Genomic DNA, 13300 nt, shown 5'->3' with positions numbered 1-13300 from the left:
GGACGTATAGGACCTATTTCTTCAGAGGTCAGGCCGGGACGTACACTTCGGCTCCCGCCTCCGTGAACTCCTTGCTCTTTTCGTCCATGCCGGCCTGGAGGGCTTGTTCTTCGGAGAGGCCTTGTTCGGCGGCGTATTTGCGGACGTCCTCGGTGATCTTCATGCTGCAGAAGTGCGGGCCGCACATGGAGCAGAAGTGCGCGGTCTTGGCGCCGTCCTGCGGCAGCGTTTCATCGTGGAACTCGCGGGCGGTCACCGGATCGAGGCCGAGGTTGAACTGGTCTTCCCAACGGAACTCGAAGCGGGCCTTGCTGAGGGCGTTGTCGCGGTACTGGGCGCCGGGGTGGCCCTTGGCGAGGTCGGCGGCGTGGGCGGCGAGCTTGTAGGTGATGACGCCGTCCTTCACGTCCTTCTTGTTCGGCAGGCCGAGGTGTTCCTTCGGCGTGACGTAGCAGAGCATGGCGCAGCCATACCAGCCGATCATGGCGGCACCGATGCCGCTGGTGATGTGGTCGTAGCCGGGGGCGATGTCGGTGGTGAGCGGCCCGAGGGTGTAGAACGGGGCCTCGTGGCACCATTCGAGCTGCTTGGCCATGTTCTCCTCGATCATGTGCATCGGCACGTGGCCGGGGCCTTCGTTCATGACCTGGCAACCCTTCGCCCAGGCGCGCTTCGTCAGCTCGCCCTGGACTTCCAGCTCGCCGAACTGGGCCTTGTCATTGGCGTCCGCGATCGAGCCGGGACGCAGGCCGTCGCCGATGGAGAAGGAAACGTCGTAGGCGGCGCAGATGTCGCAGATCTCGTCCCAGTGGGTGTAGAGGAAGTTCTCCTTGTGGTGGGCCAGGCACCACTTCGCCATGATCGAGCCACCGCGGGAGACGATGCCGGTCATGCGGCTGGCGGTCATCGGCACGAAGCGCAGCAGCACCCCGGCGTGGATGGTGAAGTAATCGACGCCCTGCTCGGCCTGCTCGATGAGGGTGTCGCGGTAGAGTTCCCAGGTGAGGTCCTCGGCCTTGCCGTTCACCTTCTCCAGCGCCTGATAGATTGGCACGGTGCCGATGGGCACGGGGGAATTGCGAAGGATCCACTCGCGGGTGGCGTGGATGTTCTTGCCGGTGGAAAGGTCCATCACCGTGTCCGCGCCCCACTTGGTGGCCCAGCGCATTTTCTCGACCTCTTCTTCAATCGAGGACGCGACGGCGGAGTTGCCGATGTTGGCGTTGATCTTCACCAGGAAATTGCGGCCGATGATCATCGGTTCGCACTCCGGGTGGTTGACGTTGAGCGGGATGATCGCGCGACCCGCGGCGACCTCGCTGCGGACGAACTCCGGCGTGATCTCGGCGGGGATGCGCTGCGGGAAACGGCCGAAGATGGACGGCGTGTAGGGGCTGGCCGGAAGCTGGGTGGAACCCGCGTGCTGCTTCTCCAGATTGTTGCGGACGATGTCCTCCTTCATGTCCGCGATCTGGGCGCGGCGCGTGTTCTCGCGGATGGCGATGAATTCCATCTCCGGCGTGATGATGCCCTGGTCGGCGTACCACTTCTGCGTGACCGGCTTGCCGGTGGCGCGCAGCGGCTTGCGGCGGTCGGCGGTGAGGCCGGGGAACTCGACGTAGCGGTTGGCGCGCTCGGACTTGGAGGCGTACTCGGCGTGCTTCTCGGTGAGGTAGCCGTTGTCCTGCGGCTGGACCTCGCGGCCGTCGTATTCCTCGACGTCGTTGCGGCCCAGGATCCACTCGCGGCGGAGCGGCGGCAGGCCCTGCTCCGAGGTGCCGGTGAAGGCCGGGTCGCCCCACGGGCCGGAGCAATCATAGACGCGGACCGGGGCGTTCTTCTCGATGCGGCCGTTGAAGGCCTTGGTGTCGGAAAGCGCGATCTCGCGCATCGGCACGCGCACGGAGGGATGGATCGAGCCCTCGACGTAGATGCGGGTGGAGGCGGGCAGCGGGGCGCGGGATTCGTCGTGGCTGGACGTGGCGGCGGCTTCGGCGGCACCGTTGGTTTCTTCGGGGCTGATCATGGTGGGGCTGAGGTTCGGTTTTGAAATCGGGGAAATAAAAAGGCCGCGCTTGGGAACAAGGCGCGGCCGTGGAGGAGAGGATCGGATGGGGACGAGCTTCCTACGCGGCGGGGCGACCCGCTTCCAGGTTCGGAGGATTTTCGCCGCGAGCGCCGGCCGTTCTCAGTTCCCCGAGCGTGGGAACTCTCCTGTCGTGAGGCGGCAGTGTGACCGGGGCGACCGGGAAGTCAAGAATGGGGGTGATGCGCGGATTTCATGGTAGCTGAAAGCTCCGCTTTTAGGATGTAGGGGGAAGCTCCGGCTTTCCCTCTTCGGGGGGAAGAGGTCGCTTGGCCTCCCCGCCACCGCCAACGGAGCTGGCGGAGACGATTCGAAAGCGGAGCTTTCGACTACAATCACGCGCCCAGACGCAACTTGCAATCGGACCGGACCGGGTGCATCCTCCCACCCTATGCGCTGGATCTTTCCGGTGGTGGTGTTGGCGGCGGGGGCATTTGCGGCGGAGGACAAACCCGCGGCCCCGGAACCGAAACAACCGGTGACGGACAACAAGCAGTTGCCCCGCCACTTGGTGAAGCCGTGGGTCGCCGCGGGTTTCGTGGAATACGCCGGCGTTTACACCGCGCTGAAGGGCGATGACCCGGGCAACTCGCGGCTGGTGTTCACGCCCTTCGTCAGCATCGGCGGCGATGAAATGCTCTCCGTGCTGCGCGTTTCCATCCCGGACCTGATGGCGGAGCCGATCTACACCATGCTCGGCTCGGTGGCCTGCGATCCGAAAACCGGCAACGTCAAGGGCTTCGGCACCAGCAACAAGTGGCGGATGGTCACCTACGCCGACCCGAACACCTCCAACCCGGTCTACGGGGTGGAGGTGGATGGCCTGATCTACGCGGATTGGAACCACGCCATCCCCGGGGCCAAGCCGGTCGCGCCGGTGAAAACGCCGCAGCAATCCGGCGCACCGCCGCCCGGTGCCACGCCGATCCCTGCCGGAGGCGATGTGAAAAAGGCCGTCGCCACCGAGAAGACCCCGAAGGCGGAGTAGCGCGAGGCTCCCGCCTTGCGTGCTGGGAAGATGAGCGAAGGTCCTCGCGCGTCCGGTTGACCTATGAGTGGCCGGTTGCGAGTCTGGATTTGGAGTGCGGCGAGCGATCGCCGCTTTGGGTGCGGGAGAGAATCGACGATGAGCCAGGCTGACCTGTAATGGGAATGCCAGAGCCAGCGGTGAGGCGGCCTTGGAACATGGGAGTTGCTTTGCGAACGCAGGTTTACCCTCGGCGATGACTCGCCTCCGCTCAAAGCGGCGATCGCTCGCCGCACTCCAAATTCAGAATCCCCACACGCAAGGCGGGAGCCTCGCGCTACTTTACACTTCCGCCCGCCGCGGCCATGCCGCAAAACCTCTTCCCGATGCCGAAGATCCGTGTCCTGCCCGATATCCTGGCCAGCCAAGTGGCGGCGGGGGAGGTGGTGGAACGGCCGGCCTCGGTGGTGAAGGAGCTCGTCGAGAACAGCCTCGACGCCGGGGCGGGGGAGATCCGCGTGGAAATCGAGCGCGGCGGCGCGGCCCGCATCCGCGTGGTCGATGACGGCTGCGGGATGTCGAAGGAGGACGCGCTGATGTCCCTGGAGCGCCACGCCACCAGCAAGCTCCGCACTTCCGCCGATCTGGCGGCCATTTCCACGCTCGGCTTCCGCGGCGAGGCGGTGCCCAGCATTGCCAGCGTCTCGCGCTTCCGCCTCGTCACCCGCGAGCGCGATTCCGTGTCCGGCACCGAGGTGCTCGTTGATGGAGGCCGCGTCCGCGAGGTGAAGGAGGCCGGATGCGCGCCCGGCACGCTGATCGAGGCCAGCGCGTTGTTCTTCAACATGCCCGCGCGACGGAAGTTCATGCGCGCGGAGTCCACCGAGTCTGCCCATGTCGAGCACCAGCTCCGGCTCCACGCCCTGGCCGCGCCCGGGGTGCGGTTCCGCTTCGACAAGGACGGCCGCGAGATCTTCGACCTGCCACCGGTGGCAAAGGCGCTCGACCGCGTGCGCCATCTGCTCGGCGCGGAGTCGTCCAGCGAGCTGATCCCGCTGCCCGCCACCCGCGGCAATGGCGTCTCGGTGGAAGGCTTCGTCCTGCCCGCCCTCCACGCGCGGAAGGGCCGCCGCCACCAGTGCGTGTTTCTCAATGGCCGGCCGGTGGAGGACTCCGTGATCTCCCGCGCCCTCGCCGAAGGTTTCCGCGGCGCGGTCGCCGAGGGCATGCACCCCGCGGCCTGGCTGTGGATCGACCTGGAGCCGCATCTGGTGGATGTGAACGTCCACCCGGCGAAGCGCGAGGTGCGCTTCCACCGCCCGCTCGACATCCGGGACACCATCCTGGAATCGGTGACCACCGCCCTGCGGCCGAAACCCTCCGCCGCGATCTTCGATGCTCCCGCCACCCCAGTAGGTCGGGCAAGCTACACGCCGCCACCGCGGCCTTCGGTGCCCGCCCGGTCACCGATCCCACCGGCCCGGACGTGGACCGCTCCCGCCGCCGTGCAACCTGCCTTGCCGGTGGCTCCCGCGCATCGCCCCAGCGCGCCGGTGGAGGAAACACCCGCCGCCCCCGTTTCGAAGGCCCCGCCGTTCCGTCACCTCGGCCTGCTGCACCAGCGGTTCGTGATGTTGGAAAGCGAGGACGGTCTGGTGCTGTTCGATCCCCGTGCGGGTCGGGAACGGATTTTTTACGAAAAGCTCCTCTCCGGGAAGGAAGGGGGAGTGGAGAGCCAGGGGCTGCTGGTGCCGGAACTGGTCGAGCTGGAGCCGCGCGATCACGAGCTGCTGGTCCGCGAACGGGCGGCCCTCGCCGCGGCGGGGATCGAGCTCGATTCCTTCGGCGGCAATACCATCCAGGTCCGCGGCTTGCCCGCCTGCCTCGGCGTGACCGATTCCCGCGCCTTCGTCGATCTGCTGGTGGAGGAACTGCTCCACGAATCCACTCCCGGGCCGCGTTTCGCCTTCGAGCGCGTGGCCCGGCTGATGGCCCGGCGCATGGCCGCGGGGCTGCCGGTGAGGATGATTGAAACGAGCGCTTTGCTCGATGGGCTGTTCGAATGCGAGCTGCCGTACTGCGCCCCGGACGGTCGCCCGACGCTCACCGAGTTCTCGATCCGCGAACTCGAAAAGCGCTTCGGGCTGGACCGCGGCAACGCCTGATCCCGGACCATCGCGTAATCGGTGTATTACGTAGTTCCAAAATTTTATTGTAACTCGTTCAAATTTTTGGCTTATAGGCGAGCGTGATCTTTGAGCGAGTTGTGCACGACACCTGAACGTCCGAAGCGTTCAAAAATAATCTGAATATTCTTGTAAGAAACCCCTGATTATTTAGGGTCGAGGCAACACCCGTGATCGCGTAGGTCCGAACGATGGGTAACCCAGAGCTTCCAGTTCGTTTCTCCCTGTTTGCCGCGGCGCTTCTTGCTCCGGCTCTGGCGAATGCGGCCTTGGAAGACCGGTTAGAGGCGGCCCATGAGCGCCTGTTGGACAACCGCCGGGACGTGATCCCGACGCTCAGCGATCCCTACGGCGTGCCGCCCGCGGCGAGCGTCGTCATCGAGAATCCGCGCGAGCGTTTCCGCGGTCCGGATTCCTGGCACCGCAATGTGGTCTCGACCGTCTTCTGGGTGGGCGAGCAGCCGTCGCAGAACAATCCGACCCCGAACCGCGCCAGCGCCTGGGACCAGAACTGGCAGGAGAACTTCGGCGGTTACGATCATCCCGAGCGCCGAAAGGGTTACTTCCCGGCGGACTTCACCCCCGCGCTCAATCCCTTTTACATCGCCCTGCCTTACAATGACATCGGTCGCGATGGCAGGCATCGTCCCGAGGCCCCCGAGGTTATCCCATGGTTCTGGGAAGATTATCGTGGCGACGGGATTTCCGTGTGCAAGGACCGCTGGGTCGCCATCCACCACAAGGGCCGCGTCTGCTACGCCCAGTGGGAGGATGTGGGGCCCTTCGTGACCGACCACTGGCAGTACGTTTTCGGCAAGGAAGATCCCCGTCCTAACCGGAATTCCAGCGCAGGCATCGACCTGAGCCCCGCCGTCCGCGATTTCCTCGGACTCCGCAGCGGCGAGCAGGTCGAATGGCGCTTCACCCATGACCGCGATGTGCCTCGCGGCCCTTGGAGATCGTGGTCGGACGCCCCCCTCGCACCTGTCCGATGACCTCATTCACCCACCCGACAATTGCTGTTCAACACCCAACCCTGATCCCGACGATCCAGAAATCGTTCCCTTCCTGAGTTTCCGAATCCGACCGATGGCTTGCCGAATCCCTTGCCGGCAGCCCGAGGTGGCCGCGAACGGACATCTGTCCCGAGCGGGCATGGCCTGACCTTGCATGAGGTCCATCCGTGCCTGTGTCCGATCCGCGCGCACCGCTCCCATCACGGTTCCACCGTGCTGCCATGGCGGCGGATTCAGTTCCATCTTTCACCCTTACGCCCGCCATGAAAGCCCTTGTCCCCAGTGCTCTCGCCGTCCTTTGCCTCGCCGCCCACGCGGCGGCCCAAACCAACGATCCGGCCATCCCGGTCGGCTCGTTGACCGCCTATCCCACCGTCGTCCAGTCCGGCACCCATCCCACGCTGACCTGGAACATCACCTACCCAAGCATTGTGCAGGACGTGGTGACCATCACGCCGCCGGGGACCCTCACGCCGAAGCAGGACATCTACATCGATGTCCGCGTGCTCGGAGCCTCCGTGGCCACGAACACCGCCTACTTCCCGGTGGAGGCCCAGGTGAAGTACGACACCGGTTCCTGGACCCGTATCTTCTACGACAAGCAGACGAACGTGAAACCCGCCAACATCGTCTACACGCGCCTGGCGGCGAAGAACAAGCCGCTCAACTTCGGCGGCCGCTACTACTACAACAACGCTTGGTCGACCTTCTACAACACCACCCAAACCGGCTCGAAACAGGTGGTGGCGCTGGTCAACGGCGACACGCCGCCCAGCACCCTGCCGGACTACAACCAGCCGACGATCGAGAGCTTCCTGAAGCCCTATCTTGACAGCACCGGCAAGATCAAGATCGGGCCGATGGACGTGATTTATCTCTTCGAGCTCACCCATACCGACACCTCGAACTCGGGTTTCGACATCCAGGACCTTTGCCTGCTGGTGACCTTCCGCAAGTCATGAAAACCTTCCTGTCGTTCAGCGCCGCTCTTCTTGTTCTGCCATGTGCCGCAGAAACCGCGGCAAAGCCCACCATGCGTGACGCGGTCACCGCGGAGGAGTTGACGCGCCGTGCGCAGCAGCAGCGGACCCAGCCCCCCACGGTGGAAATGAAACCCGTCGAGTTGGCTGTGGATCCTTCCGTGGCGAACCGTCCCGGCGATATTCTGACCCGCTCGGACATCTTTTGTTTCGCTGGCCGGGCTACTCTCGTGCCGAAGCGCGCCATTCTCCATACACCCGCGGCCTATGCCTCCCGGCTCGGTTTCAAAGAGGGTTCGAACTTCCAATCCTGGTCCGAATTCCTGTCCGACAACCGCGGTTGGATTATCACCCAGGAGGTGAGCCGCCCGCAGGCCGAAGGGCGCGAAGCCCTGCCGGATGACGTCCAGAAGAGCCTCGCGAAAAGTCCCTACATCGTGGTTGCCACCTTTCATGGCGATCCGATCTCGGTGTTGCCATTGAAAACCGCCCCGGCTCCGACCGCCGCCACCCCCGTCACCGGGAAACCCTGATGAAAACCTTCCGCTCCATTCTCTTTCTTTCCGCCATGGGGATCATGGGGGCCGCCGCGCAAAGCGGTTCCTCTTTCACCAATTACATCATCCAGTACCAGCTCCCGTCCGGCACCACCAAGCAATCGGCGAACCTTTCATCGACCGGTAGCCAGCAATCCGATCTGGCGATCAATCCCGGTGGCGCACGGTTCGAACTGTGGACGGTGAAATCCTCGCCGCTGACCAGCTACCTGCTCGATAGCAAGTATGTGGGCTCCTACGTGCCGATGGCCACGGTGTCGATCCGCTCGGAGGATCCCTACACCACGATTCCCCGCACCCGTGCCGACCGTCCGTTCTATGTCGACATCACGGTTTCCGGCCTGCTGTCCGGCGCGAGTGATCCGGTGGCTTCCAAGAGCGTGAACTTCCTGCGCCACAAACAGTCCTACGGCGCCTCGGGAACAGGCGTCGGGATCGACCGTACCCAGGCGACCTTGATCAGCACCTCCTCGATCGCCGTGAACGGTTCGCAGACGTTGACGTACTCGATGACGTCGCTCACCGCCACACCCCAGACCAAGGTGCGCGGCGAGGAGCGTTATTCGATCTATTCGCTGGACGACTACCAGGCGCCCGCCGCCCAGCTCGCATCCCAGTTCATCCAGATCTGGCCGGTGGCGGATGGCTCGATCGCCGGCATCACCAGCAACCAGCTCATCCGCTTCGCGCTGCCCACCGTCACGCTCACCCTGAACGACCTCTATCCCAGCTCCACCACCTACGCCCAAGTTTACGAGGGCGCGGCGGTGCTGGGGAAGGTTGGGACCGTGGTGCCGGGCTCCTCGCTGGTGGTGAATGAAACCATCCCCCAGAGTCGGGTGCTCACGCTCACGAACTGGGACAAGATCTTCGACGCGGACGGCAAGTGGACCTTGGAGCTCGTGACCTCCACGCCCTTCGGCGTCGAGCGTCTCGCCTATGTCACCTTCAACCTGGACCGCACGATCCAGGTCAATGGCAACGTCAACACCATCGAGTGATTCCGCCTCACCGGCCATCCTGCGGGGCGGCCGGTGCCCGCATCAGTTTCTCCAGCTCCTGCCTGAGATTGTCGTTCCGATAGATCACCGAGTAGCGGGCATCCTTCGTCTTCCTCAGTAGATCCTCGATCTCGGTGAATGCCAGCATCAGGAACAATCCCTTCACCGGCTCCCGATGATACGCCTGGGTCCGAGTCGTGAACTGATCCGCCGTCGACCGCTGCTGCTGGTCGGCGACGAGCGTGCCGAGCTCCGACGACAGTTTCTGTTTCAATTGCTGGAACCGCGTTTCCATCAGATCCGCCGAGGCCTCCGGGTCGATATAATGAACCGTCAGCTCGAACATCCGGCCGCCGAAGAAGCGTCCCTCCACCGCGGCGTCGCTGGTGCCGGGCAGGAAGCCCTTTCGCGCCTGGATCTTGACCACCCGCAATGCCGGTTGATCTCCAGGCACCGAAATGGTAACGTCCAGGGAATGTCGGGAAGCCCAGGAAATCAGTTTCTCCGGAGAGTCTCCCCATTTCAAGCCGTAGGGGGGCTCGAGGATGGCCTGTGCCCGGACGGTTCCCGTGGCAAGCAGCCAGACGGTGGCGAACAGGGTGAGAACGCGGTGGAACACCCGCGCAGTGTCTCCATTCCGGCCGCCCGGCGCAAGCGGGGAAGGCGCGGATTGGCGTTGATTGACGCGACGATGGCGATTTCAACGCTCGGCGTCCTCGGCCTGCTGTTGCTGAAGCTCGGCCTCAATGTGCTGACCCCGCGGCAGTGGACGATGCAGCAGACGATTTCCGACGCCTACATGACCTACGAGAAGGCCTACGCCCAGCGCGTGCCCTTCGAGACGCTCACCTCGGTGAGCTCGCCCTGGCCCGCCCAGCCGCAGTTCTCCTCGTCCACCGTCGAGATCGGCAAAACTCCGGGTGGCAAGTCGGTTACCGGCACGGTCTACCGCACGCGTGTTCCGGATAGTAACAACTTCTCCACGGATGGTGGAGGCGGCACCACGGCCACCAACCCGGCCTTGATGAAGGTCTGGAAGCTCCAGAGCGTTCTCACCTACAACATCGGCGGCCACACCTATGTGAAATCCCGCACCGTGGTCCGCGCCCAATGAAGACACCGCGTCCAGACCGGAAAAGGGGCTACACGCTCATGGAGTTGTCGCTGGCGATGATGATCGGCCTGGCGGTCGGCGCGATGGTGCTGTCGCTGGCCAACCAGCAGTTCGCCTTCCTCCGGATCTACAACGCGCAGAGCTTCCTCGTGGAGGAGGCCCCGGTGCTCAGCGCCTACATGAACAAGATCATCGGCCAGGCCGAGCGCTACCGCCTCCACAACAATCTCACCGACGCCAAGGCGGGCACCAACTCCGTGCTCACCAATGCCTCGGTGCTGGTGCTCAATTACCAGCAACCCGATGGCACGGCCCGCGCCGGCATCCTGGCGTTCCAGAACCTCGGCAGCGGCAACGCGCTTTACTACTACGTGGTGCCGGCCAACGGCATCCTCGGCACGCCGGAATGGGCGCTCACGAAGCGGCCCAAGGACGTGAAATTCTCCGTCGAAAACGGCATCCTCCGGACGAGGATCACCGGGCCTGCCGATGAGGTGCTCACCTATTCCGGAGCCATGCAGCAATGAAAACGACCGTCATCCGCCGGCGGCCGGCCGGTTACATCTCCTACGTGGTGGTGTTGTCCTTCGGGCTGCTGCTCACGCTGCTCCTCACCGCCGCCTACCGCAACTCGGGGCGCGCGCTCGACATCCAGAAGGACATCCAGGTCCGCACCGACTTCCAGAGCAAGGAGGACGCCATCCTGCGCTCGGTGGTCGCCATCGTGCCGAACCGTGCGATCCGCTGCATGCAGAGCGGCAACGAGGCCAGCACGGCCACTTCGACCCCCTTGCAGTGGGGCACGATTTTCAACGACGCGCTCGATCAGGCGAACGCTCGCAATTCCATCGCCACCACCGTGGCGACGAACCTGAACCTCACCACCACCTACAAGGGGAACAACGGCGACTCCACGCTCACGAACATCGGCGCGATGTTCGACCCGATCCAGGCGGACGACAATTACTCCATCAGCGGGATGTCCTCGAGCATCACCCGCTACGCCGCCTCCGGCATGAACCACAGCCTCGGCACCGGTTTCCCGGCCCCGCTGAACACCGATGACACCGGCACCGGCACGTCCTCGGACATCAGCACCCAGATGGGGGACATGCTCTATCCGATCATCTCCTCGAAGAAATACTACGGCACCTATGCCAACGGCTACGCGGACGTCTCCATCACCGCGGCCAGCAACCAGTTCGTGAAGCTCAAGTACCCGCGCATCAACTTCGGCTACGCCAAGCCGGGTGACTGGTTCGTGGCGAAGCGGAACTGGTGGGGCTTCTCGCTCACGCTTTATCAGAACGATTTCGGCACCCGCATCGACCAGGAGCGCGACTTCGTGGTCTCGATCTACGAGATCCCGTCCCAGCTTTCGATCTCGGCCAACGCCTTCACCGCGATCGGCAAGTATGCTTCCGGGGAAGCTTGGCAAAACGTGTCCATCCTGGGGCGCGTTTACGCCGGCAAGGCGCAGGTGGAGGGCTCCACCACCCTCGATGCGCTGGCCAGCCGCCGGGCGATGACCCTTTCCTCGGACTCGGTGATCGGTGGCAAGTCGTTCGGCGGAAACAGCCCGTTCACCCCCGGCTTGCGCGAGCAGTATGAAGTGGACAACAGCACCACCGGCGAGTTCTACCCCGTTTCGCTCCCGTCCGAGAGCGGTCGCGCCGTGTTCGTGCCGATCAACCGCGGTACCGAGTTCTTCGACCGCTTCGCGCTGGCCACCGAGGCCAACACGATCTCGAAAACCACGTGGAACCAGTACTCCGTCGGCGCGCTCCAGTGCGCCATGAAGCTGGACGTCACCGAGGTGCTCGGCACCACCGGTGTCACCGGCTCCGGTGGCAACCAGGCGCCCACCAACCTCCGCTTCACCTACAAGAAGAGCGGGCTCGACGTGGTGAAGACCTTCACCGCGGCGGAGCTCGCGGCGGACCTCACCATTCCCTTCGCCTTCACCACCGTGGCCGGCTCGCGGCCCTGCGTGGAGATCAAGCCCCAGCTCATGAACGCTTACGTCGTCACCAAGCTCGGTGGCGATAGCCTGGCGGTGAACAATTCGATCGTGGTGAACGCCGATTACACCGTGAGCACGAAGGTGCGGAAGCCCGCTTACCCATGTCTCGACAACGACATCGGCGTGGTGCTCACCAACTGCGGCGATCTCACCACCTTCACGAAGGGGTTCTCCATCGTGACGAACATGCGTCTCTATATCGGGGACGACTTCAACATCGTCGCCAAGAGCGGCTCCACGGACTTTCCCGCCGCCTCGATGTATGCCCCGGAGCGTCGCTACGGCACCGACGTCGATCCATGGAAGATCGAGCTCGGCGGTCAGGTCGGCAGCCTCGCGGCGGATGACAAGGACACCCCGATCCGCCCGCTGGACATGAAGGCGAGCAGCGGCGCCGTGCTGACCGCGGACAAGATCACCGTGAACCTCAAGCCCATCACCGATCCTGCGAACCTGCCGCCGGTGACGATGATGAACTGGCTGGTGATGATCGAGGAGCGCCGCAAGGAGTTCTATTGAACGGAACAAGGAGCAGGGACATTCCTGTCCCGTTCTTTGCGATCAGGTGTGCGGATTCAGGTAGAACGGGACAGGAATGTCCCTGCTCCTTGCTTCAAAGCGGCTCAATCCGCGTAGAGGATGCGTCCGCAGTCCTCGCACTGGGCGATTTCCTTGGCGGCCTGCACCTTGATCACGGTGCCGGCGATCAGCTTCATGTGGCAGCCGCCGCAGCGGCCCTCGTGCATCGGCGCGATCGCGACTCCGCCCTTGGTCTTCAGGAGGCGTTCGTAGAGGGGCATCACGTTGGCCGGACCCGCGGCCGCGAGGCGGTCGCGCTCGGCCTTCACCTCGTCCCGCGCGGCCAGCAGGTTGGCCTTGCGTTCCGCGATGGAGGCCAGGTCGGCGTCGACCAGTCCGCGGGTCTTCGCCAGAGCCGCGTTTGCCTCGGCCAGCGCCGTGCGCAGGCCGTCGGTTTCCTCCATCAGCTCCAACTCGCGGGTTTCCAGTCCATCGAGGTCCTTCTCGTAGCGTATCACCTCGTGTCCCAGCGCCTGGTATTCGTCGTTCTTGCGGGTTTCGAACTGTTGGAGTTTCAGCCGCTTGATGGTGGTGCGGCGTGTCTCGGCATCCAGCTCCACCTTCTTGACCTCCAGTTCGCAGGCGCGGAGCGCCTCGGTCGCCTTGTCCACCGCCGCCTGGTCGCCGGAAAGCTTGGTCTTCGCGCGGGTCTCTTCCTGCGGGAGCTTGTCCAAGTCCTTCTGGATGGTCTGGAGGCGTTTGTCACGGTCCTGGAGCACCAGCAGGTCGCGGATTTCATCGAGCATGCCCGATGCCTAACGGTCCGCCGCCATGCGGGCAAGCAATGATGC

Annotated in this window: 12 protein-coding genes; 9 read left to right on the top strand and 3 right to left on the bottom strand. The window is 64.3% G+C overall.

Annotated features, from left to right (window positions below):
* Positions 1-28: 28 nt before the first annotated feature.
* Positions 29-2026, bottom strand: a complete 1998-nt coding sequence (gene thiC / locus llg_RS19000) for a phosphomethylpyrimidine synthase ThiC (protein WP_338286517.1) — start codon at positions 2024-2026, stop codon at positions 29-31.
* A gap of 451 nt (positions 2027-2477) precedes the next feature.
* On the opposite strand from thiC, the gene llg_RS18995 reads away from it, so the two are divergent.
* The 6 genes from llg_RS18995 (at position 2478) to llg_RS18970 (ending at position 8793) form a co-directional block, all read left to right on the top strand.
* Entirely contained in the window at positions 2478-3074 is a 597-nt protein-coding gene (locus llg_RS18995) for a hypothetical protein (RefSeq protein WP_338286516.1), read from the top strand.
* A gap of 365 nt (positions 3075-3439) precedes the next feature.
* Entirely contained in the window at positions 3440-5218 is a 1779-nt protein-coding gene (gene mutL, locus llg_RS18990; protein ID WP_338286515.1) for a DNA mismatch repair endonuclease MutL, read from the top strand.
* Positions 5219-5430: 212 nt separating this feature from the next.
* Complete coding sequence (locus tag llg_RS18985; protein ID WP_338286514.1) at positions 5431-6234, top strand: hypothetical protein; 804 nt, start codon at positions 5431-5433, stop codon at positions 6232-6234.
* Between the two features lie 284 nt (positions 6235-6518).
* Positions 6519-7217 carry a hypothetical protein gene (locus llg_RS18980; RefSeq protein ID WP_338286512.1) on the top strand — a complete coding sequence of 233 codons (699 nt, stop codon included), beginning with the start codon at positions 6519-6521 and terminating at the stop codon, positions 7215-7217.
* Positions 7214-7768 (top strand): hypothetical protein, encoded by a 555-nt coding sequence (locus llg_RS18975; protein WP_338286511.1) that lies wholly within the window; start codon positions 7214-7216, stop codon positions 7766-7768. The genes llg_RS18980 and llg_RS18975 overlap by 4 nt, the downstream gene beginning before the upstream one ends.
* Positions 7768-8793 (top strand): hypothetical protein, encoded by a 1026-nt coding sequence (locus llg_RS18970; RefSeq protein ID WP_338286510.1) that lies wholly within the window; start codon positions 7768-7770, stop codon positions 8791-8793. The genes llg_RS18975 and llg_RS18970 overlap by 1 nt, the downstream gene beginning before the upstream one ends.
* A gap of 7 nt (positions 8794-8800) precedes the next feature.
* On the opposite strand, the gene llg_RS18965 is transcribed toward llg_RS18970, so the two are convergent.
* The gene (locus tag llg_RS18965; RefSeq protein WP_338286509.1) at positions 8801-9412 is read right to left on the bottom strand and encodes a hypothetical protein; all 612 of its coding nucleotides are present in this window, start codon (positions 9410-9412) and stop codon (positions 8801-8803) included.
* A gap of 72 nt (positions 9413-9484) precedes the next feature.
* Between llg_RS18965 and llg_RS18960 the strand changes: the two genes are divergently transcribed.
* From llg_RS18960 to llg_RS18950, 3 genes are read left to right on the top strand one after another with little or no spacing between them, the layout of a single operon-like run.
* Positions 9485-9907 (top strand): hypothetical protein, encoded by a 423-nt coding sequence (locus tag llg_RS18960; RefSeq protein ID WP_338286508.1) that lies wholly within the window; start codon positions 9485-9487, stop codon positions 9905-9907.
* Entirely contained in the window at positions 9904-10434 is a 531-nt protein-coding gene (locus llg_RS18955) for a type II secretion system protein (RefSeq protein WP_338286507.1), read from the top strand. Before llg_RS18960 ends, llg_RS18955 begins: the two co-directional genes overlap by 4 nt.
* Complete coding sequence (locus llg_RS18950; protein ID WP_338286506.1) at positions 10431-12449, top strand: hypothetical protein; 2019 nt, start codon at positions 10431-10433, stop codon at positions 12447-12449. The genes llg_RS18955 and llg_RS18950 overlap by 4 nt, the downstream gene beginning before the upstream one ends.
* A gap of 104 nt (positions 12450-12553) precedes the next feature.
* Here llg_RS18950 and llg_RS18945 read toward each other — a convergent pair whose 3' ends face one another.
* Complete coding sequence (locus tag llg_RS18945) at positions 12554-13255, bottom strand: C4-type zinc ribbon domain-containing protein (protein WP_338286504.1); 702 nt, start codon at positions 13253-13255, stop codon at positions 12554-12556.
* Between the last annotated feature and the right edge of the window lie 45 nt (positions 13256-13300).

This window comes from Luteolibacter sp. LG18 (assembly GCF_036322585.1).
GTDB lineage: Bacteria > Verrucomicrobiota > Verrucomicrobiia > Verrucomicrobiales > Akkermansiaceae > Luteolibacter.
Note: the sequence above shows the minus strand (reverse complement) of the source record. Positions and strands in the feature narration are given on the sequence as shown.